Below are 21,393 nucleotides of genomic sequence, written 5' to 3'. Positions count from 1 at the left end.
TCTGGTTGCGGCAGCGGGCGCGTCTACCGCGGGGGTCAGCGGTTGGGGTCCCCGCGCCAGCGGAAACTGTTGACGTATTTGCCCATGTCCAGGGCCAGCTGCAGGTTGGCGCCCGAGGGCTTGCTGGCCCCTGAGCCAGGGCCGAATTCCCGGTAGGGTCCGACGGCCGATGCGATGAGGGCGAGGTCGTCTTTGACCGCGACCAACACCAGCACCCGCATCCGCATGTAGTTACTCGTGGCGCCCTGTGGCCAGCAGTCGGCGACCAGGCCGAACCCGGGGTGGTAACCGACCATCGCGTTGGGGATGTCGTAGGCCGTCTTGGTATCCGGAAATGTCTTTTTGACAAGAGAATTGGCGATGTCCTCGGCGTTGCGTCCACCGGCCGGCTCACTGAACAACTGGAGCATGCCACCGTCACCGGCCTGGAATTCCGCGGTGACACCGGTGGGGTTGGTGGTGACCTTGTAGGCCGAGGACGCCACCGGGTAGGACACCGAAAAGCTGCCGTCGGGGGCGGTGAACACCGGATTGATCGCTACCGCCTGCCCGGTCGGGGGTTGTCCGCACTCGGGCGGGCACATGTATCGCACCGGTGGCTTGCTCGTCGCATGGGAGACCCAGGCGAGCGTGCCGGCAACCAGGGCGATTCCCGTACCCAGGACCGCCAGCACTTTCAGTGCCGAGGTCTTGCGGATGGCCCGGGTGCGGCCGGTGGAAATAGGTACCGCATAGCCGGGAAAGAACGTGCTCATCCCGGGTCACGCACCGGCCGGTGCTCACGACGCTCTTCTCTGGACGTGCGTGACGAGGCATGGGTAGCCGCACCGCAGTGCGGGCAGAACGACATGTCGGGCACGACGTGGCCGCAGCGCGGGCAGAAGATGGGTTGGTCGGAGGCGATCTCGTCCTGTGCTTCGTGCAGCAGCGCCAGATGCAGACCGACGCGCAGCGCCAGTAGCGCCATCATTGCCACCGTGATGTGCACCGCCAGCTGGATCCACTGGGGGATACGGGCAACATCGACCAGACCCAGCCCGGTGTAGATGATCAGCACCGCAAACGCGCAGGAGAACATCACCAGCCGGACATAGCCGACATGTTTGTCGATCTTGGTGGCGGGGCGGGTGAACCACAGCGCCGCACCGATCAGACCGCCGATGGATGCTGCGGTCAAAGGCACGGCAACACCGCGTATCCCGGCCTCGACGATCAGGCCGGACATCGGGCGGTTACGCGCCACCATGCCGGCGGTGAGCTGCGGTGCCAGCCGGGTCAGGGTGGCGGCCGCGGTGAAGGCTGTCGCACCGAGCGCGCCGATCATGAAGCCGTCCAACGATTCCCGGCTGGCCGGTCGAGTGATCCGGACCACGACAGCGGGCACCAGCATCAGGGCCGCACCGCCCAGCGGAATCCCCAAGCCGTTGCGCATGATCCGGAAACCGGTCACCCCGGCACCGAGCGGGACGCCGTAGGACTTGGCCATGACATGGCCGGTGAGAAGCACCCATCCGACTCCCAGTGCGATTCCCAGCACGATGGTCAGCACCAGATTGGCGCGGCGCAGGTCGCGGAAGGCGTCGGACTCATAGAGATAGATCAGGAACAGCAGTGGAAGGCCGAGCGCAGCGACCGCGATCAGGGCTGCGGGCAGCCGCAGCAGCGCGCACGCCACCAACCCGGCCAACAGGACCAGCATCGCGACGCGGAACGGGGTGCGGGATTGGTGCGACAGGTGGGGGAACAGCGAGCTGGTGATCGACGGGCGCAGCAGATGCTCGTCGGGGGCGACGCAGGATGCACTGAGGCGCAACCATTCCGGTCCGTCTCCTCGCTCCTTGTCGATCGGTACCCCGCACAGCCCACAGAATTTGCCGTCGGGCACGTCGACCTTGCAGACGCGGCACTCGGTGGTGGGGACGTCGGTGTCGTCAGGCGTGTCGGTCATCGGTTCGCCTTCTGCAGGACGAGCAGGTTCTTGACGAGGTTCTCCACGTCAGGCGAGCCCAGCCCGGTCACCAGGTCGTAGCCGGGTGCGGCGGTGGCCACCGCATTGCCGCCGAGATCGACATCACGGAAAGCCGGCAGCGGTGCTCCTTTGGCGATCTTGTACAGCTGGGGATTGAGATCGCCGAGGGCGCGGCCGCCGTTGGCGATCAGGTACTGATTCATCACCGCGGCCATCCCGGCCCACAACGGGGCGGATTGCGATGTGCCTCCGCCGACCAGAACCTGGCCGTTCAGAACGATTTTCACGCCCGTGAACGGGTCGGCCACGGCGGCCACATCCGGGGTCAGTCGCCGTTGCTCCCCGCGATCGCCGGGTGCGGACAGTCCGTGCTGCCACTCGGGGCGGTCGAACAGTGAGGACACCCCGCCGCCGGTGCCCTGCGACAGCGGGACGTCGAACCAGGCCTGCTCGGCCAGCCAGCCGCCGTCGGCGTCGGTGGACAGCGTCGTGCCGCCGACATCGGTGATCTCCGGCAGGGAGGCCACTGAGTCCAGGCCGATGTCATCTTCTTCGGGTGCGGACGACCAGTCTTGTCCGCCTTTGCATTCCAGGCCGGCCAGGTCACCGCTGGCGTTGAATGCCGTGGTGCCGTGGGTGTGTGCGGTGACCAGTGCCGAGCGGACGGGGGCGAGATCGGCTGCGGTGATCAACTTGTCGCAGCCCCAGCCGATCGAGAAACTCCACACTGCGCCGGGGAACTGCTGGTCCGCGGACTCCAGCATCTTCCCGATCTTCTCGTAGGCGCCGTCCCCCTGAACGGTCGGCCGGGCGTTGACCACGACCTTCTGCGCATCAGGGGCGATGGCGTGGGCGACCTGCAGGTCCATCGTGGTCTCACCGTGCGGGGCACTCGGTTGCCCGCCGACCACGGTGGGAGTGAACCTGGGCAGGCCGAAGGTGGTGGCGAACGTGTCCAGATCGGCCTGATCGAAACCGTCGAATGCGAAGAACACGATGGTGGTGCCCTTGCCGGTGAACCCCTGTTTCGCCAGGTTGGTGAGGTTGTAGGTGTTGAGCACCGCCTGCGGCGTCAACCCCTGGTCCGGAACATCGATAGGCAGGTTCCGCAGGTCCGGCAGCGACATCCGGTACGGCGTGTAGCCCAGGATGCGGCCGACTCCGGAGACCTCCCCGGTCAGTGGTTCGGGTACCGACGGCTGCTGCGGTGAGGCGTAGAACTCCTGACCGCGTAGGCCGCGGTAGTCGTGGATGTCCACGCCGAAAGCGGTTGCCATCGCGGCGGATCGGCCTTCGGCGATCGCCCAGGCATCACCGGGTCGCCACCGGACCGACAGCGAATGCTCCTCGGCCCACCCGAACAGCGCAGCCGGTCGGGTGATGCCGTGCAGCGTCATGGTCAGCTGTGCCGAGCCGCTCTCGGCGGGTCCGAGATCCGTTGAGGCAGAAAGCAGTTGGGCGTACGGTCCCGTAATTTGCGTGGGACCGTACGCCCGATCGCCTGTGGCGGGGCCGGCTCGCAGGTCGGAGACCAGCAGGGCGCTGAACAGGATCAGCGCCAGTAACGCCCGTCCGGGGGCGATGTTCATCCCCGCCATGGGCGAACGACCGACTTTCTGCGCTCCCGCGACCTAGCGGTGGGTGCCGGGGATGCCGGTCGGCGCCGGCGGTGCCTTCACGTCAGGCGTGAACAGATTGCCGCCGGTGGGGTTGATCGACTTCTCGGTCGGCTCGACCGAAGGCGGCGGGGCGGGAGCGGCCGGCGTGGTGGTGGTGGTGGTCGTCGTCGTGGTGGTTGGCGTGGTGGTCTCGGGACCCTTCTTCTCCTCGGTACCGCACGCCGCGGTGAACGAGATCATCCCGATGACTGCCGCACCGCCCACGATGACGGTGAGCCGACGAGTCAACTGCCCAGACTTCATGATGCTGTCCTCACTGTCCCCCGTGCTGTTACAGAACTTGGCCTTCGGCGAATCGCAGTGGATTCCCACTACCTGCAACGCAAGTTGTGGCCAGTCCCATCCCGAAGCGGGTTCTGGTGAACGGAACTCTAACTCAAGGTCCGCGCGGGTGCAGAGCCATTACGGGGGGCCTTGTCCTGGGGGGTCGGTGGCCGGCTCTCGCAGCTTGACGCTGTCGGGGGGTGGGTGTTTACTCGAGCGATCGAACATATATTCGAAAATGGTGATGGGCAGATGGGGCGGGAGGTGTTGTTGTGACTGCTGCGGCAGAGCTCGATTTACGCCTGCTTACCCGCTCCGAACAGGTAGAACACCTCCGGCGCAAGATTGCCTCCGTGTCCGGGAAGGTCGGCCCGGTACATCGCGGTGTGCCCAGGTCGCCGGCGGTGGTCCCGGCTCCAGAATCTTTGCTGGAGCCGCCTGAGGCGCTGGTTGAGACGCTGCCCGAGGGCCTGCCGACGATGCTGCCACGCGGGTCCGTCGCGGTGGCCGCGGGTGCCCGGTCGCTGTCGCTGGGGATGGTGGCGGCGGTGACGGCTGCAGGTGGGCACGCGGTGATCATCGGTCAACCCGATGTCGGCCTGCTGGCCGCAGTGGAGATGGGCGCCGATCTGAGCCGGCTCGCGGTGATCCCCGACCCGGGCGCCGATCCCGTCGAGGTGGCCGCGGTGCTGATGGACGGGATGGATCTGGTGGTGCTCGGGTTGGGTGGGCGTTCGGTGCCGCCGAGCCGGGCCCGGGTGATGGTGGCGCGGGCCCGGCAGAAGGGCTGCACCCTGCTGGTCACCGATGGTGACTGGCAGGGCGCGTCGGCTCGGCTGGAGGCCCGGGTGTCCGGCTATGAGGTGGTCGGTGCCGACCGGGGTGTCCCGGTGCCCGGGCGCGGTCGGATCAGCCGGGTCCGGCTGGCCATGCGGGCCCGTGGTCGAGGCGTCGGACCGGCTTGCGCGGCAGGCGGATAGCTCATGCCCGCGGATTCCAGGGTCCTGGCCCTCTGGTGTATGGACTGGCCCGCGGTGGCCGCGGCGACGGCGGCAGGCCTGACGTCGACGGTGCCGGTCGCGGTCACTTTGGCCAACCGGGTGATCGCCTGCTCGGCGTCGGCGCGTGCGGCCGGGGTCCGACGCGGGCTGCGCCGCCGCGAGGCGCAGGCCCGGTGCCCACAACTGCATGTCGTCACCGCCGACCCGGCCAGGGATGCCCGCCATTTCGAGAACGTGACGCTTGCCGTCGACGATCTGGTGCCGCGCGCCGAGGTGCTGCGTCCGGGACTGCTGGTGCTCTCGGTACGCGGCGCGGCACGGTACTTCGGGTCCGAACCGGTGGCGGCCGAACGATTGATCGACGCCGTCGCCGCGGCGGGGGCCGAATGCCAGGTCGGTATCGCCGATCAACTTTCCACCGCGGTCTTCGCCGCTCGGGCGGGTTGCATCGTCGAACCCGGTAACGACGCGCTGTTTCTTTCTGGCCTGTCGATCCGGCAGTTGGCCACCGAACCGGCCCTGGCCGCTCCCGGCCGTGAGGACTTGGCAGACCTGTTGTGGCGGATGGGTATCCGAACCCTTGGGCAGTTCGCCGAGTTGTCCCGTACCGATGTCGCCTCCCGGTTCGGCGCGGATGCGGTGACGGCGCACCGGTTTGCCTGTGGGGAGCCGGACCGTGGCCCCTCCGGACGGGATCCGGCCATCGAACTTGATGCGGTGATGAACTGTGACCCGCCGATCGAACGGGTGGATGCCGCAGCCTTCGCGGGACGGTCACTGGCCAGTGATCTGCATCGTCATCTGGAGGCGGCCGGGGTCGGCTGTACCCGGTTGGCCATCCATGCCGTCACCGCCAATGGTGAAGAGCTGGAACGGGTCTGGCGGTGCGCTGAACCGTTGACCGAGGATGCCACCGCCGACCGGGTGCGCTGGCAGCTGGACGGCTGGCTGAACCGCCGCACTTCCGAGCGGCCCACGGCCCCGGTCACGGTGCTGCGCCTGCGCCCGGTGGAGGTGGTGTCCGCCGCGGCGCTGCAGTTGCCGCTGTGGGGCGGGATCGGGGAGGAAGACCGGTTGCGGGCCCGGCGTGCGCTGCTGCGGGTCCAGGGTCTGCTCGGGCCGGAAGCGGTAAAGGTGCCGGTGCTCAGCGGCGGCCGCGGGCCTGCCGAGCGCATCACCTTCACGCCGTTGGGGGATGAGCAGGTACCGCGAGCCGATCCGCGGCAGCCCTGGCCCGGCCAGCTTCCCGAGCCCTCACCGACCGTACTGCTCGATGATCCAGTGGAACTTCTTGACGTACAAGGAAACCCGGTCCGGGTCACCAGCCGCGGGTTGTTCTCGTCCGACCCGGCGCAGCTGGCCGGCGCCGGCCAGCGTGACGGCAGGCTGCGCTGGTGGGCGGGGCCGTGGCCGGTCGACGAGCGGTGGTGGGATCCGGAGAACCGAGGGGCCGGGCGCACCGCGCGGGTCCAGGTGCTGCTGGGGGGTCACGAGGGGGCCGGCGAAGGAGACCTGGCTCTGCTGCTGTGTTACCGGCAGCGCCGGTGGTATCTGGAGGGTGCCTATGAATGAGGGTCTGGGCCGGATCAGCTCAGGCGTTGCGCGAACTCCCCGACCCGGCTGATGAACCGGTCGAAGAACACCGTCGGGTCGACCTCCGTGCCGACGAGCGCATTGGGCGGACGGCCCCAGTGCCCGCGCCAGTCGGCCACCGTCATACCGCGGGTCAGGGTGCCGCTCAGCTCTACATCGACCGTGGTTTCCCGGCAGCTCACCAATTCCGGATCCAGCGCGACCGCGGCGGCCAGGGGATCGTGCAGGTGCGCCAGGTACCCGTCGCCGGTGTCGAAGTGGAACTCGAAGTAGAACCGCATGGCGTCTTCGAGCACGCGGATCAACGGGTTGTCCGCCGTGGACCGGGTGCCCCGCTCGTCGAGCACACTCATCAGTGCCGACGGCGAGCCGGACGCGGCCGCCAGTCGGTTCAGCAGCGCGGGAGTCAACGCGATGTTCTCGGTGAGGTTGAGGCCCAGCACGATAGGGACATGTGTCGCCTCATCCAGACCCCAGGCGGCATTCCAACCGCGGAACACCTCGGCGGCGGACTCGGGATCCACGCTGATGTTCCACTCCGACACCGGCGTGGTGTTGCCTCGGTAGTCGAAGGCCCCGCCCATGATGACCAGCCGGCGCAGCAGCTTGGGCAGGGTGGGTTCGGCGCGCATGGCCAGGGCCAGGTTGGTCAGGGGGCCTGTGGCCAGCCCGATCAATTCACCCGGGTATGCACGTGCAGCGCGTACCCAGGCCTCGGCGGCGTCGTGTGCGGTCAGCAGCCGGTCGGTGTTCGGCAATTGCGCGTATCCCAGACCCTGTGGCCCGTGGGTGTCCTCGGCGGTGCGCAACGGTGCGCTCAACGGCTGCTCGGCTCCCTTGGAGACCGGTATCCCCGCCACCCCGCACAGTTCCAGCAGGCCCAGATTGTTGGCGCATACCTGTTGCACCGGAACATTTCCCCCGGTCGAGGCGATACCGACCAACTCGGCTTCAGGGCTGGCGAGCAGATATGTCAGCGCCATGGCGTCATCGACACCGGTATCGACATCGGCGAATACGGGTAGCGACGTCACGTCGCCAACCTTAAGCGTGGGCGGGCTCACTGCTCAACAAATCGCAGGCCGACCAGGCCCACCACGATCAACGCGATGAACGTCATCCGCAGCGGTGTCAGCGCATCACCGAACAGCACCACGCCCGCGATGGTGACCCCGACCGCGCCGATTCCGGCCCACACCGCGTACGCCGTGCCGACCGGAAGGTGTTTGACCACCAGGGCCAGGATCACGAAGCTGACCACCGCGGCGATCACGCACACCACGCTCGGCCACAGTCGGGTGAAGCCCTCGGACTGTTTGATGGCCAGCGCCCAGACGATCTCCAGCAGTCCGGCGAAGGCCAGCAGAAACCATGACATTGTTGCCTCCCGGGCGTCAGGCGTTGTAGCCGCCGTCGACGGTCAGGGTCGTGCCGTTCACGTATTGCGCATCCGGACCGGCGAGGTAGGCGACAGCGGCGGCGATTTCGTCGGCCTGCGCGAAGCGTCCCAGCGGAATGTTCGGGAGGTCGGCGATGGCCTCGGGACTGTCGGCCGGATTCATCTCAGTGTCGGTATTGCCCGGCTGTACCACGTTGGCGGTGATGCCACGTGGCCCGAGATCACGGGCCAGTCCCCGGGCGAGCGCGCCGACGGCCGCCTTGGTCGTCGAATACAGCGTCACGCCGGGAAAGGGGGTGCGGTCGGCCAGGTTGCTGCCGATCGTGATGATCCGGCCGCCCTCGCCCATGGCCGCCGCGGCGGCCTGACTGAACAGGAACGGCGCGCGGATGTGGAGGTTGATGGCCTGGTCGATATCGCCGGCGCTCACCCGGTCCAGCGGACCGTTGGGGAAGACTCCGGCGTTGTTCACCAGGATGTCCAGCCGGCCGAACGCGTCGAGGACGGCATCGACCGCGTGCGGTGCGGCGTCTGGCGCAGCACTGTCGAGTTGTAGTGCAAGGGCTTTCGCGCCGAACCCGGTGATCGCGTCGACCACTTCGGCCGCTCGCTCGGGCGATGAGTGGTAGGTGAAGGCCACGTCGGCGCCTTCGGCCGCGAGGCGGCGCGCGATTGCCGCACCGATTCCGCGGCTGCCACCGGTGATGAGTGCGGCCTTGGATGTCAATGCTTTCAACGCCATACGTGGCTCCAATCAATTTTGTAATAGACACTACAAATATAGACTGTCCGTATGCCCCGTCAACCCACAGCACGTCGCGGCCGGCCACGCGCGTTCGATCGAGACACCGCGCTGCAGGCCGCAACTGACGTGTTCTGGGAGCGTGGGTACGAAGGCACCCGGGTGAGTGACCTGACCGAGGCGATGGGACTCAACGCACCGAGCCTGTATGCGACATTCGGCTCCAAGGAGGACCTGTTCCGCGAGGCGGTCGCGTACTACGGCGCCCCGGAACGCTCCCCGCTCATGATCGCGCTGCAACGCCCGGTTCCGATTCGAGACGCGGTCGAGGCCATGTTGCGCGACAGCGTGCACCAGTACGCCGACCCCGACAGCCCGCCTGGTTGCCTGATCGTGCTCGCCGGGATCGCCTATTCGACCGAGACCGAGGCGTTGCGGGATCTGCTCAAGGCGTACCGGGACGAGGACCGCGCGCAGTTGCAGGCCCGGATCCGGGCGGCCATCGCCGACGGTGAACTACCGGCTGATCTGGACTCGCAACGGCTCGCGTCGTTCCTGATCACCGTGCTCCACGGGTTGTCGATCCAGGCAAGAGACGGCGCGCCCCGGGCTGACATGGATGCCACCGTGGACCTGGCAATGCTGGCCTGGGACAGCGCGGCCGGAGGCGCCGGTACGAAAGCGGTTGGTACGCCGTGACTTACCAGTGCACCCCGGGCACCAATCGCACTGCCCGTTTGACCGGGCGCGACACCGCACGCGGGACCCGGATGTTTCGGGTGCTGCGGACCGGTCGCTTCGGCCGTCGTTGCGCCTCACCACCGGTCGTAACGTCGGTGCCGTCGCCGGCCTGCCCACGTGCGGCCGCCGAGTCCGGGTAGCCCAGATACAGCTGATGCAGAACGCGGCGAGACAGTTTCGGGGTCAGGTAGGTACCGAAATCCGCCACGGTGCCCAGTGGGGTGTCGATCCGGGCCGGCTTTTCCACCAGACCGCGCACCACCATGGCCGCGGCGTGCTCGGCGGAGATCGGGGGCACCGGGTTCAGCTTGCGCGACGGTGCGATCATCGGCGTCTTCACCAGCGGCATATGGATATTGGTGAAGGTGATGTGATCCGAGAGGGTCTCGGTGCCGACCACCTCGGAGAACGCGTCCAGCGCGGCCTTGGTCGGTAGGTAGGCGCTGTACTTCGGGCTGTTGGCCTGCACGCCGGCGCTCGACACGTTGACCACATGGCCGAACCGGCGTTCGCGCCAGTGTGGCAGCAGCGCCAGCACCATCCGGACCGAGCCGAAGTAGTTGACCGCCATCACCCGCTCATAGTCGTGCAACCGGTCCGTCGAATTCACCACGGATCGTCGGATGGACCGGCCGGCGTTGTTCACCAGGTAGTCGACGTGGCCGAACCGGCCGAGGATGTCCTTGACCGTGTGCTCGACCGACGCCGAATCGGTGACGTCACAAGTGAATGCGTAGGCCTGACCGCCGGCCGAGCGGATCTCGTCGACCAGGTCGTCGAGTGCGTCGCCGTTGCGCGCCAGGGCGAAGACGCAGCCGCCGCGTTCGGCGACGGCGACTGCCGAGGCCCGGCCGATGCCGCTGGAAGCGCCGGTGATGATGACGTGCCTGCCGACCAGAGGGCCGGACGGGTCGTCGCGCCGCGCCCGGTCCGGATCGAGGTGCTGCGCCCAGTATCGCCAGAGTTTCGGTGCGTAAGAAGAGAATTCGGGAACCGCGATCCCGGTACCGCGTAGCGCGGCGGTGGCGTTGTCCGCGGTGAAGGTCGGCCGCAACTCGACGACGTCGAGCACCTCGCCCGGGATGCCCAGCTGGGTGGCGACGATGTTGCGCACTGCCTTGACCCGTCCCCGGGCTCGCAACACCGGAGCCGCGGTGGCCCGCGGCAGCGATCCGCGTAGTGGAGGCAGCCCCGCCTCGGCGGCGACCCCGCGGTAGATCTCGCGCAGCCCGATGGTCTTCGGCGCGGTGAGATGGAACGTCTCACCGTCCTTGCCTTCGACATGCATGAGCGCGACCATCGCGTCGACCACGTAGTCCACCGGCACGACGTTGGTCCGGCCGGAGTCGGGCAGCATCATCGGCGTGAACTTGGGAAGCGCGGCGAGACGTGCCAGTACACCGAAGAAGTAGTACGGGCCGTCGATCTTGTCCATCTCACCGGTCTGCGAATCGCCGACCACGACCGCCGGGCGGTACACCCGGTAGCGCAGGCCCGGTGTCGAGCGCACGAGCAGTTCCGCCTCGAACTTGGTCTGGTGATACGGCGTGGGCAGGTCCTGGGCGACGTCGAAATCGTCCTCGGTGAACACGCCCCGATGGTTTCCGGCCACCGCGATCGAGGACACGTGGTGCAACGTGGCGTCCAGGCGCCGGGCCAGCTCGATCACCGCACGGGTGCCGTCCACATTGGCGGCCCGTTGCTCGGACTCACCGACGGTCATGTCGTAGATGGCCGCACAGTGCACCACGTGCGAGATGTCGCCCAGCTCGGCGATATCGGTGTCGGTCAAGCCGAGGTCGGCCGCCGTCAGGTCGCCGACCAGCGGTTTCACCCGCTCGTCCCAGTCTTGGGCGAGCCGCTCGAACCGGGTCAGCGACTCGCGGCGCACCAGCACCCACACCTCGGCGCCGGGCTCGCGGGACAGAATCCGGGTGATCACTCGGCGACCAATAAACCCGGTACCGCCGGTAACGACATAACGCATGCGAGCCATCGTGGCCCCAGATCGGGCAAACGTCAACAAGGGCGGTCGACTCAACTATCGTCGGCACGCATGCCCCTCAACCCGGACGCCATTGGCGAGACGACCGATCCGATTCCGTTCGACTGGACCGACCGCGACACCCTGCTGTACGCCCTCGGCGTCGGCGCAGGCACCGATGACCTTGCCTTCACCACCGAGAACAGCCACGAGATCGAACAGCAGGTACTGCCGACGTATGCGGTGATCGCGTGCTCGCCCTTCCCGGCAGCGCTCAAGATCGGCACCTTCAACTTCGGCATGCTGCTGCACGGTTCCCAGGAGATCCGGCTGCATCGGCCGCTGCCCCCGTCCGGAAAGCTGACCGTGGTCTCCGAGGTCGCCGACATCCAGGACAAGGGCGAAGGCAAGAACGCGGTGGTCATGCTCAAGGGCATCGGTTCCGATCCGGCCAGCGGTGAGGTCGTCGCGGAAACCCTTACCACCGTGGTGATTCGGGGTGAAGGCGGATTCGGCGGGCAGCCCGGGCAGCGTCCGGTGGCGCCGCAGATCCCCGACCGTGAACCCGACGCTCAGGTGGTGCTGCCCACCCGCGAGGACCAGGCGCTGATCTACCGGCTCTCCGGGGACCGCAACCCGCTGCACAGCGATCCCTGGTTCGCGCAGAATCTCGCCGGTTTCCCGAAGCCGATCCTGCACGGGCTGTGCACCTACGGCGTGGCCGGACGGGCGCTGGTCGCCGCGCTCGGCGGCGGAGATGCCACGAAGGTTCATGCGGTGGCGGCGCGGTTCAGTTCGCCGGTGTTCCCGGGCGAGACGCTGACGACGTCGATCTGGCGTACCGAACCGGGACGCGCGGTGTTCCGCACCGAGGCCGCCGGGCCCGACGGTGCCGATGCCCGGCTCGTACTCGAGGACGGCGCCGCCGAGTATTCCGAGTGATCCAGCCGATCCGGCAATTTCGTAGAAGCCCTGCACACCGCGTGGTGGGTTGACAGGATCGACCCACTACGGTCGGACGGCGCGGTGCCGGGATGGGTGGTGGCAGATGACGCAGGTGAACCTGGTCGTTGGATATCTGGCCACTCCCGGTGGCGCCGATGCGTTGGCCCTGGCGGTCCGGTTCGCCCGAACACTGGGTGCCGAGGTCAACATCTGCATCGTGCTACCGCCCGACACCGCGCCGCCGGGTACCGTGCCCAAAGGCGGCGGCTACGAGGAAGTGCTGGCCGAGCAGGCGCAGGGCTGGTTGGACGACGCCCTGGCCTTGGTGCCCGACGACGTTGTGGCACACCCGCATCTGAGCTTCGACGAGTCGTTCACCGACGGCCTGATCCGCCAGGCGCTGCGGTTCGAGGCGATCGCCATCGTGGTCGGCGGTGCCGGCGGGGGACTGGTCGGCAGCTACTCGCTGGGGTCGGTGGTCAACGAGCTGTTGCACTCCTCGCCGGTTCCGGTCGCGGTGGCGCCGCGCGGAACCCGCGATTCGACGATCGAGCGGGTACACGAAATCACCTGTGCCATCGGTCAACGCCAGGGTTCGGATCTGTTGCTCGCCACCGCGGTACGGGCCAGTCGGGCCGCGGGCATCCCACTGCGGCTGGTGTCGCTGGTGGCGCTCGATCCGACCTTCGGCTCGCTGCGAGGTGACGCCGAGGCGGTCCGGGCACACGCACTCGCGCACGCGGAGCGGACGCTGGAAGCCGCCAAAGATGAACTGCCGGACGATTTTCCGGTGACCTCCACGATCGTGAACGGTCCCAGCGTCGAGGCCGCCGTCGAACAGTTGGGCTGGGATGAAGGCGACATCATCATGGTCGGATCCAGTCGGCTCAGTGCACCGCGGCGGATCTTCCTCGGTTCCACCGCGGCCAAGATGTTGCGGGTGTTGGACGTGCCGATGGTGGTTGTGCCCCGGGACGAACTGAAAGACGGCGAGGACGCTCATGGCTGAGTCCGCATCGGAACACGAGTCCCACCAGAAGCTCGAGGACGCCGAACACTCCGCGGGGCTGGTGTCCAAGGGGCTGGCCGCAGGCAAGGTCGGCACGTTCTCGGGTGCGATTCTCGGGATCTCGTGTGTGGCACCGGGGTACACGCTGACGGCGAGCATCGGGTTGATCGTCGCGGCCGTCGGACTGAAGATGCCGGCGATCTTCATCGCCGGGTTCATCCCGATGTTCCTGACTGCCTACGCCTACCGCGAATTGAACTCGCGGGCGCCGGACTGCGGCGCGTCGTTCACGTGGTCCACCAAGGCATTTGGCCCGTATGTCGGCTGGATGTGCGGGTGGGGCATGGTGATGGCCTCGATCATCGTCCTGTCCAACCTCGCCGCGATCGCCGTCGAGTTCTTCTACCTGTTCATCGCCCGGGTCACCAACCACCACCCGATCGCCGAGCTCGCCGGCAACAAGGTCATCAACATCGCCACCACGCTGGTGTTCCTGGCCATTGCCACCGCCATTGCCAGTCGCGGTATCACCACCAGTGAACGGGTGCAGTACGTGCTGGTCGGGTTCCAGATGGTGGTGCTGCTGGCGTTCGCGGTGATGGCGCTGGTGCATGTGGGTCGCGGTGACGCGCCGGCCGGGCTGTCCTTCGACCTGGACTGGTTCAACCCACTCACCGGACTTACCTTCGGCGTCTTCGCCGTTGGTGTGACCGGGTCGATATTCGCGTTCTGGGGCTGGGACACCTGCCTGACGCTGGGGGAGGAGTCCAAGGACCCGACGAAGGTGCCGGGCCGCGCCGGGCTGTTGTGCGTGCTGTCCATCCTGGCGACGTATCTGCTCATCGCCGTCGCGGTGATGATGTACGCCGGGGTCGGTGAAACCGATCTGGGCCTGGGCAATCCCGACAATGCGGAGAACGTGTTCGCCGCGTTGGCCGACCCTGTGCTGGGCACCTATGCCGGGCCGCTGCTGTTCCTGGCGATCCTGGCCTCGTCGGTGGCGAGCCTGCAGACCACGTTCCTGCCCGCGGCGCGGGCCATGCTCGCCATGGGGGCCTACAAGGCTTTCCCGCCCAGATTCGCCGAGGTCAGCCCGCGTTATCTGGTGCCCACCTTCGCCACTGTCGTCGCCGGCGTGGTCACCGGGGTGTTCTATACCGTGGTGAGTCTGCTGTCCGAGAGTGCGCTACTGGATACCATTGCCGCCCTTGGCATCATGATCTGCTGGTACTACGGCATCACGGCGTTCGCCTGCGTCTGGTATTTCCGTCGGGAGTTGTTCACCAGCGCCCACAACGTGCTGTTCAAGTTCCTGTTCCCGTTGATCGGCGGCCTGGTGCTGGCCTGGGTGTTCGTCCTCGCGATCAAGGAGAGCATGGATCCGGAGAACGGAAGCGGCGCCGCGATCGGCGGTATCGGACTGGTGTTCTTCATGGGCTTCGGCATCCTGCTGCTCGGCGTCGTGCTCATGTTCGTCTGGCGGTCGGTCAGCCCGGCATTCTTCAGGGGCGAGACATTGCGGCACGACACACCGTCGCTCGTGGAGTAGGCATACTCTCCAGTTCAGCGAATTCAGTGAAATAAGCGACAGTGCACGTCATTTAGATCCACATCGCGCTGTTTGCGCGGCACAGTGGCGGGGCCACGCTCACTTTCCGCGTATGTAACGTGGTGGCGCAAAAATAACCCCTCGAAAATCGCCACCACGTTACGTGCGCGAACTATCCGGCCGCGCCGCCGATGCCGGAGTTGCCTTTGTTGTGCGCCAGCTCGAACGGATCGAGCAGATCCCACACCGTGGTGACGGCCTGCACCTTGAGATCGGCGCCTTGGTCTTCCACGTTGAGCAGGTCGACGGCAATGTCGTACCCGTAGTACAGGAGCGATCCCGGCGGGGTGGTCTTGATCAGCTCGTTGATGATCGTCTGCCGTGCATCGCGGGCCGCGGCATCATCGCCGAGGGCGGGCGCCAGGCTTGGCAGAATCTTGCTGATCGGAATCACCGCGTTCACCCACGGCACGATTTGACTGCCCCGGTAGATCTGCTCGGTGGCTTCCCTGATGAACGGGTCGAGTTCGTCGGGAAGTGCGGTGTTCATCAACGCGTTCCGGAGATTCAGGATCGGCTCGGGGATGTCCGTCGGCTCCGGATCGTCGTCGCGGAACGGGTTGGGGTTCCACGGTGTATCCGCCCGTGCCTCAGCGGTATCGGCCTGGGTCCGCACCGCGCCGAGCTTCGGGGTGGCCAAGGTCCCGCTCTTCGGCTGCGCGACGGACTCGGTCTCCGGCTGGTCTGCCACCACGGGCGAAGGCTTGGGAGTCGCGGCCTGCTTGGGGTTGAACAGGTCCTTGAGCTTGGCGACCTGGCCGGCCTCGAACTCGTCGGCACTGAGCTTCGGCTTGGGCTTGACGGACACGGGCTTGGCGGGCTTGGCGGCCTGAACGGCCTTGTTGACGTGTGCCGCCGCTTTCTCGATCTTGTCGGCCTGCTTGTCGATGTTGTCCTTGAACGTGGACAGGGGCTTGGCCCGCTTGGTGTCACCGGCCTTGGCCTCACCGCGCTTCGGCCCGGCGTTGACGTGCTGCGATGTACTGCTGCTGGTCGATTCCTTGGACGCACCGTCCGTCGAATCAGCGTGTGCGGTGCCCTGGCCGGCCACGGCGATCGCCGCCCCGACTCCCGCCGCGACCGCGACACCACCGACATAGCCGATGTACTTCGTTGACGCCATTACCGTCCTTTCACAGCGGATCCCCAGCCCACGGGCATCGTAGGGGGCGGCGGCGTGATCGGCATCACGAGGTGACCTACATGTTCGGGCAGGATGGACACACCCCGCTGGATCTCGAACAAATGTTCGATACACTGACGTGGTGGGCTGGCATAACGGACCGCCGAGCTGGTCGGAGATGGAGCGGGTACTTACCGGCAAGCCCCGCCGTTCCGGACTGCCGTTGGAGCCCGCGGGCGACGGCGGGGACAGCCCGGCCTGGTCGCGTAAGCGCGGTAGTTATCAGCCGCCGGAACTCGACCGGCCGCGGACATCGGTCCGTTACGCCGAACTGCACGCACATTCGGCGTACAGCTTCCTCGACGGCGCGAGCACGCCGGAGGAGCTGGTCGAGGAGGCGGCCCGGCTGAACCTGCGGGCGATCGCGCTGACCGATCACGACGGGCTCTACGGCGTGGTCCGGTTCGCCGAGGCGGCCAGGGAGTTGGACGTGGCCACCGTCTTCGGCGCCGAGTTGTCGTTGGGGAACATTCCCCGCACCGAGGATCCCGACCCGCCCGGCCCGCATCTGCTGGTACTGGCCCGTGGGCCGGAGGGCTACCGGAGGTTGTCCCGCGAGATCGCAAAGGCGCACCTGGCCGGTGGTGAGAAGGGTAAGCCCCGCTATGACTTCGACGGGCTCACCGAGGCTGCCGGTGGGCACTGGCACATTCTCACCGGATGCCGTAAAGGCCATGTCCGCCAGGCGCTTTCTTGCGGTGGGCCGGAAGCCGCCGCGGCCGCCCTGGCCGACCTGGTGGACCGATTCGGGGCCGGCCGGGTCAGTATCGAGCTCGCGCATCACGGCCATCCGTGTGACGACGAACGCAATGCCGTCCTGGCCGGGCTGGCCCCGCGGTTCGGCCTCGATGTGGTTGCCACCACGGGTGCGCACTTCGCCGCCCCTGACCGGGGCCGGCTGGCAATGGCGATGGCGGCGATCCGGGCCAGGAACTCGATGGACACCGCGGCGGGCTGGCTGGCCCCGCTGGGCGGGTCCCACCTGCGGTCGGGGGAGGAGATGGCCCGGCTGTTCGGTACCGAAATCGTGACGGCCGCAGCCAATCTCGGTGAGCAGTGTGCGTTCGGTCTGGCGCTCATCGCCCCGCAGCTGCCACCGTTCGACGTCCCGGCCGGGCACACCGAGGACAGCTGGCTGCGCGAGTTGGTGATGGCCGGGGCGGCCGAGCGGTACGGGCCCGTGGACAACGCGAGAAAGGCCTATGCGCAGATCGAACACGAGCTGCGCATCATCGAGCAGCTGAAGTTCCCCGGCTATTTCCTTGTGGTGCACGACATCACCCGGTTCTGCCGGGACAACGACATCCTGTGCCAGGGCAGGGGATCGGCGGCCAACTCGGCGGTCTGCTACGCACTGAAGGTCACCAACGTCGACCCGATCGCCAACGAGCTGTTGTTCGAACGGTTCCTGTCTCCGGCCCGCGACGGGCCGCCGGACATCGACATCGACATCGAATCGGACTTGCGCGAGAACGTCATTCAGTACGTCTACGAGCGTTACGGCCGTGACTACGCCGCACAGGTGGCCAACGTCATCACCTATCGCGGCCGCAGCGCGGTCCGCGACATGGCCCGGGCGCTGGGTTTCTCCCAGGGACAGCAGGACGCCTGGAGCAAGCAGCTCAGCCGGTGGAACGGTCGCCCGGACTCGCCGGAGGCCGAGGACATTCCGCAGCCGGTGATCGAGTTGGCCACCCAGATCGCCAACCTGCCGCGCCACCTCGGTATCCACTCGGGCGGCATGGTGATCTGTGACCGCCCGATCGCCGACGTGTGCCCGGTGGAGTGGGCCCGCATGGCCAACCGCAGCGTGCTGCAGTGGGACAAAGATGACTGTGCGGCAATCGGTTTGGTCAAGTTCGACCTGCTGGGCCTCGGTATGCTCTCGGCGCTGCACTATGCGATCGATCTGCTGGCCGAGCACAAGGGCATCGCCGTCGACCTGGCCAAGCTGGATCTGTCCGAACCGGCGGTCTACGAGATGCTGCAGAAAGCCGACTCGGTCGGGGTGTTCCAGGTGGAGTCCCGCGCGCAGATGGCCACCCTGCCCCGGCTCAAGCCGAGGGAGTTCTACGACCTGGTGGTGGAGGTGGCGCTGATCCGGCCCGGCCCGATCCAGGGTGGCTCAGTGCATCCCTATATTCGTCGCCGCAACGGTCTGGAGGACGTCACCTACGACCATCCGTCCATGGAATCCGCACTGCGCAAGACGCTGGGCATCCCGCTGTTCCAGGAACAGCTCATGCAATTGGCGGTCGACTGTGCGGGTTTCACCGCGGCCGAGGCCGACCAGCTGCGCCGGGCGATGGGCTCCAAACGCTCCACCGAGAAGATGCGCAGGCTGCGCAGCCGGTTCTACGCCGGCATGGCCGAACTTCACGGCATCACCGGCGAGGTGGCCGAGCGGATTTACGAGAAGCTGGAGGCGTTCGCCAATTTCGGTTTCCCGGAAAGTCATTCGCTGAGTTTCGCGTCCCTCGTCTTCTATTCGTCGTGGTTCAAACTGCACCATCCGGCGGCGTTCTGCGCGGCACTGCTGCGGGCCCAGCCGATGGGGTTCTACTCGCCGCAGTCGCTGGTCGCAGACGCGCGCAGGCACGGGGTGGTGGTACACGGCCCCGATGTCAACGCCAGCCTGGCCTACGCGACATGCGAGAACCACGGCATGGACGTGCGGCTGGGGTTGGGCAGTGTCCGCCACATCGGTGACGAGTTGGCGGGGCGTCTGGTCGACGAACGAAATGCCAACGGGCCGTTCACCACCCTGATCGACCTGACCAACCGGGTGCAGCTGTCGGTATCCCAGACCGAGGCGCTGGCCACCGCCGGTGCGCTGGGTTGTTTCGGGGTAAGCCGGCGCGAGGCGCTGTGGGCCGCGGGTGCGGCGGCCACCCAGCGGCCGGACCGGCTGCCGGGGGTGGGCTCGTCCTCACATGTCCCGCCGCTGCCGGGGATGAGCGCGCTGGAGCTGTCGGCCGCCGACGTGTGGGCTACCGGTGTCTCGCCGGACAGCTATCCCACCCAGTACCTGCGCGCCGACCTCGACGCGCTGGGCGTGATTCCCGCCGACAGGTTGCTGGATGTCGTCGACGGAACCCGGATCCTGGTTGCCGGGGCGGTAACTCACCGGCAGCGTCCGGCGACCGCACAGGGGGTGACGTTCATGAACCTGGAAGACGAGACCGGGATGGTCAACGTGCTGTGTGCGCCCGGGGTGTGGGCGCGTTACCGCAAGCTGGCGCAGACGGCGCCGGCACTGGTGGTCCGCGGCATCGTGCAGAACGCCAGCGGTGCGGTCACCGTGATCGCCGACCGGATGAGCCCGGTCGAGCTGAGGGTCGGCTCCCGGTCGCGAGACTTCCGCTGAGGCCCCGGCGGTCAGCTCGGATCGGCGCTGGAGGCGATGGAGACGGTGGAGACGCTGGGCGGGCTCGCGCTGGTGCTGTCCTCAAGCCCGGTCCGCAGCAGCGACCACGCCAGCCGCCGCGCGGCGGTGGCCCGCTCGTGCAGCAGGCGTTGGACTGCCGGGATGGGGTTGGTTTCCGGGGCCCGTCCCTCGACCACGTCGGCGTGCAGGTCCTCGGCGACCTGGATGGCCAACAGCACCGCGTCGTTGACCCGGTTCAGCGCATCCTGCAGACGGTCGTCCTGGCTGAGCAGGTGGGCGTTGTCCAGCTCGACCGAAACGTCGCTGACGACTTGGCTGATCTGCTCGAAGAGCGCGTTCATCGCGGTTTCCCGCTCGTCGCGGTCCGGGTTGCGCAGTTGCGTCGCGCCTTCGGTCCACAACGTGGCGAGCATCCGGGTGTGTGCGCCGATCGCACGCGACACCTCGATCATCGCCTGCTTCTGAAGTTGTTCGAGCAGGTTGTTGCGCTCGATCCGGGCCAGTTCCCGCTGGGCCACCAGTTCGGCATCGTGCAGCTTCTGCTGCGACTCCATCTGGGCCCGATGCCATTTCTGGGTCAGGGCGAGTTCCAGCGCCGAGCGTTCGTCGGCGGCCGCGAGCTCGCGGCGCAGACGCTCGTCGGCCTGGGCGATGTCGTATTTGGCCTGACGCTGGACGGTGAGGGTCAGCCACATCGTCACCATCACGACGACAAAGACGACGGCACCGAAGAACCACTCGGCCTTGCTGCCGAGCTCGCCCGGGCTGAACAGCAGGTACCAGATGACGGCCAGGCTGCCCAGGCCGCCGCACACCAGCCAACCGATACCGGCCTTGGTGTCGATCGACATGGCTTTGGGAGCCGGGTCTTGATCCACCGCAGCCACCCGCATCGGCTCGGTCGTTTCACCGCTCTGGCCGTAGTTCAACGGGGCACCCCCTGAAGACTCAGCGACCCTTGTCGATTCAGTTAGTCCGGCCATGTCGACCTCCCATCGGCCAAGCCTGCCACCGGGCCGGCGTTCAGAGTAGGGCCATCCTCGGCGGCAGGTGCTACCGGCCGGCGGCACCCGTGTTCGCATACCCTGTTTTTCGTCATTCTTCAAGTGCCCCTAGCGATGACGGGCCGCTCGGAAACCGCTAGTGTCATCGGCGTGCTCACCGCGAGCGGCGGTGAATCGGACCTACGGGGCCAGCAACCGGCCGCTCACTTTCTGTTGATCTTTTCGCTGGAGAATTGAGGGCCCATGGGACAAAACGCGACGCTGGAAGGTGATTCGGCGGTCATCGTCAGTCTGTCGGAGGCGGCGATGCACATGTATTCCGCCGCTATCGACGCACTGCCTTTCCCCGAGGACAAGAAGTTCCACAAGCGCGCCGACGTCGTCCTGTCCGGCCTGCGCAAGCTGCGTGCCTCCCTGGCTGAGGCGGCCAGCAGCAACCGGCCTTCTCCCGCGGTCATCGTGGCGCTCAGCGGAGTTCGTCAGCGGTACGACTCGCTGATGGCGCATGCCGCCGCGGCGCCGGGATCCTCTCTGGGGCAGCAGATCTACGTCACCCGCGTCCACGCGAAGCTGTCGGCCCAGGAAGTGGCCAACGGCGCCGGTCTGCGTGACGGACTGCTCGACGAGCTCGAGGCCGGCGCAACGCCGACCGACGCCGAGGCAACGAAGATCCGCGACACCATTGCCGCTCTGGGCGGGTTGCCGGGCGACGATCACGGCATCCATGCCGTGCCGAACGCGGTCGACTTCGGGTCGGCCGAAGAGTCGCAGGGCACCGGCTGGGACCCCGTGCTGGTCTCCGATAACGTCGGCTGATCGACCCGCGCGCCGTCGCCGATGAGGCGGCGGCCCGCAACCCTCATCTGTTAGCTGAGTTCCACTG

18 protein-coding genes are annotated in these 21,393 nt (G+C 67.3%); 8 read left to right on the top strand and 10 right to left on the bottom strand.

What is annotated here, in order from left to right; all coding sequences use genetic code 11:
* Positions 1-35: 35 nt before the first annotated feature.
* The 4 genes from ACWEFV_RS12545 to ACWEFV_RS12530 are packed head-to-tail and all read right to left on the bottom strand — an operon-like array spanning position 36 to position 3,891.
* Positions 36-755, bottom strand: coding sequence for a hypothetical protein (locus ACWEFV_RS12545; RefSeq protein WP_450070399.1), 720 nt, complete (start codon positions 753-755; stop codon positions 36-38).
* Complete coding sequence (locus tag ACWEFV_RS12540; protein ID WP_135453057.1) at positions 752-1,948, bottom strand: zinc ribbon domain-containing protein; 1,197 nt, start codon at positions 1,946-1,948, stop codon at positions 752-754. The genes ACWEFV_RS12545 and ACWEFV_RS12540 overlap by 4 nt, the downstream gene beginning before the upstream one ends.
* Positions 1,945-3,558 (bottom strand): S53 family peptidase, encoded by a 1,614-nt coding sequence (locus ACWEFV_RS12535; RefSeq protein ID WP_450070398.1) that lies wholly within the window; start codon positions 3,556-3,558, stop codon positions 1,945-1,947. The genes ACWEFV_RS12540 and ACWEFV_RS12535 overlap by 4 nt, the downstream gene beginning before the upstream one ends.
* 42 nt (positions 3,559-3,600) lie before the next feature.
* Positions 3,601-3,891, bottom strand: coding sequence for a hypothetical protein (locus tag ACWEFV_RS12530; protein WP_450070397.1), 291 nt, complete (start codon positions 3,889-3,891; stop codon positions 3,601-3,603).
* Positions 3,892-4,184: 293 nt separating this feature from the next.
* Between ACWEFV_RS12530 and ACWEFV_RS12525 the strand changes: the two genes are divergently transcribed.
* Together ACWEFV_RS12525 and ACWEFV_RS12520 are read left to right on the top strand one after the other, a co-directional pair.
* Complete coding sequence (locus tag ACWEFV_RS12525) at positions 4,185-4,892, top strand: hypothetical protein (RefSeq protein ID WP_450070396.1); 708 nt, start codon at positions 4,185-4,187, stop codon at positions 4,890-4,892.
* Between the two features lie 3 nt (positions 4,893-4,895).
* A complete protein-coding gene (locus ACWEFV_RS12520; protein WP_135453061.1) occupies positions 4,896-6,485 on the top strand; it encodes a DNA polymerase Y family protein in 1,590 nt (529 codons plus the stop codon).
* Between the two features lie 14 nt (positions 6,486-6,499).
* Here the strand turns inward: ACWEFV_RS12520 and ACWEFV_RS12515 are convergent, their stop codons facing one another.
* Genes ACWEFV_RS12515 through ACWEFV_RS12505 form a run of 3 tightly spaced genes read right to left on the bottom strand, consistent with a single transcriptional unit; the run spans position 6,500 to position 8,647 of the window.
* Positions 6,500-7,540, bottom strand: a complete 1,041-nt coding sequence (locus ACWEFV_RS12515; protein WP_450070395.1) for a nucleoside hydrolase — start codon at positions 7,538-7,540, stop codon at positions 6,500-6,502.
* Positions 7,541-7,566: 26 nt separating this feature from the next.
* Positions 7,567-7,884 carry a DMT family transporter gene (locus ACWEFV_RS12510; protein WP_135453063.1) on the bottom strand — a complete coding sequence of 106 codons (318 nt, stop codon included), beginning with the start codon at positions 7,882-7,884 and terminating at the stop codon, positions 7,567-7,569.
* Positions 7,885-7,900: 16 nt separating this feature from the next.
* Positions 7,901-8,647, bottom strand: a complete 747-nt coding sequence (locus ACWEFV_RS12505) for an SDR family NAD(P)-dependent oxidoreductase (protein ID WP_135453064.1) — start codon at positions 8,645-8,647, stop codon at positions 7,901-7,903.
* Positions 8,648-8,698: 51 nt separating this feature from the next.
* Here ACWEFV_RS12505 and ACWEFV_RS12500 point away from each other — a divergent pair, with 51 nt between their 5' ends.
* The gene (locus ACWEFV_RS12500) at positions 8,699-9,346 is read left to right on the top strand and encodes a TetR/AcrR family transcriptional regulator (RefSeq protein ID WP_135453065.1); all 648 of its coding nucleotides are present in this window, start codon (positions 8,699-8,701) and stop codon (positions 9,344-9,346) included.
* 1 nt (position 9,347) lies between these two features.
* Here ACWEFV_RS12500 and ACWEFV_RS12495 read toward each other — a convergent pair whose 3' ends face one another.
* A complete protein-coding gene (locus ACWEFV_RS12495) occupies positions 9,348-11,375 on the bottom strand; it encodes an SDR family oxidoreductase (protein ID WP_450070394.1) in 2,028 nt (675 codons plus the stop codon).
* Positions 11,376-11,444: 69 nt separating this feature from the next.
* Between ACWEFV_RS12495 and ACWEFV_RS12490 the strand changes: the two genes are divergently transcribed.
* The 3 genes from ACWEFV_RS12490 (at position 11,445) to ACWEFV_RS12480 (ending at position 14,875) form a co-directional block, all read left to right on the top strand.
* Positions 11,445-12,314 (top strand): MaoC family dehydratase, encoded by an 870-nt coding sequence (locus ACWEFV_RS12490; RefSeq protein ID WP_135453067.1) that lies wholly within the window; start codon positions 11,445-11,447, stop codon positions 12,312-12,314.
* Between the two features lie 115 nt (positions 12,315-12,429).
* Positions 12,430-13,326 carry a universal stress protein gene (locus ACWEFV_RS12485; RefSeq protein WP_135459903.1) on the top strand — a complete coding sequence of 299 codons (897 nt, stop codon included), beginning with the start codon at positions 12,430-12,432 and terminating at the stop codon, positions 13,324-13,326.
* Complete coding sequence (locus tag ACWEFV_RS12480; RefSeq protein WP_135453068.1) at positions 13,319-14,875, top strand: APC family permease; 1,557 nt, start codon at positions 13,319-13,321, stop codon at positions 14,873-14,875. Before ACWEFV_RS12485 ends, ACWEFV_RS12480 begins: the two co-directional genes overlap by 8 nt.
* Before the next feature lie 172 nt (positions 14,876-15,047).
* Here ACWEFV_RS12480 and ACWEFV_RS12475 read toward each other — a convergent pair whose 3' ends face one another.
* Complete coding sequence (locus ACWEFV_RS12475) at positions 15,048-16,058, bottom strand: hypothetical protein (RefSeq protein WP_135453069.1); 1,011 nt, start codon at positions 16,056-16,058, stop codon at positions 15,048-15,050.
* Positions 16,059-16,200: 142 nt separating this feature from the next.
* On the opposite strand from ACWEFV_RS12475, the gene ACWEFV_RS12470 reads away from it, so the two are divergent.
* A complete protein-coding gene (locus ACWEFV_RS12470; RefSeq protein WP_450070393.1) occupies positions 16,201-19,485 on the top strand; it encodes an error-prone DNA polymerase in 3,285 nt (1,094 codons plus the stop codon).
* An 11-nt stretch (positions 19,486-19,496) separates the two neighbouring features.
* Here the strand turns inward: ACWEFV_RS12470 and ACWEFV_RS12465 are convergent, their stop codons facing one another.
* Positions 19,497-20,435: a hypothetical protein gene (locus ACWEFV_RS12465; RefSeq protein WP_450070392.1), complete on the bottom strand. Its 939-nt coding sequence runs from the start codon at positions 20,433-20,435 to the stop codon at positions 19,497-19,499.
* 318 nt (positions 20,436-20,753) lie between these two features.
* On the opposite strand from ACWEFV_RS12465, the gene ACWEFV_RS12460 reads away from it, so the two are divergent.
* Complete coding sequence (locus tag ACWEFV_RS12460; protein WP_135453072.1) at positions 20,754-21,326, top strand: XRE family transcriptional regulator; 573 nt, start codon at positions 20,754-20,756, stop codon at positions 21,324-21,326.
* Positions 21,327-21,393 lie beyond the last annotated feature (67 nt).

The organism is Mycobacterium sp. NPDC004974, assembly GCF_053600815.1.
This window is presented reverse-complemented; position numbering and strand designations above follow the sequence as displayed.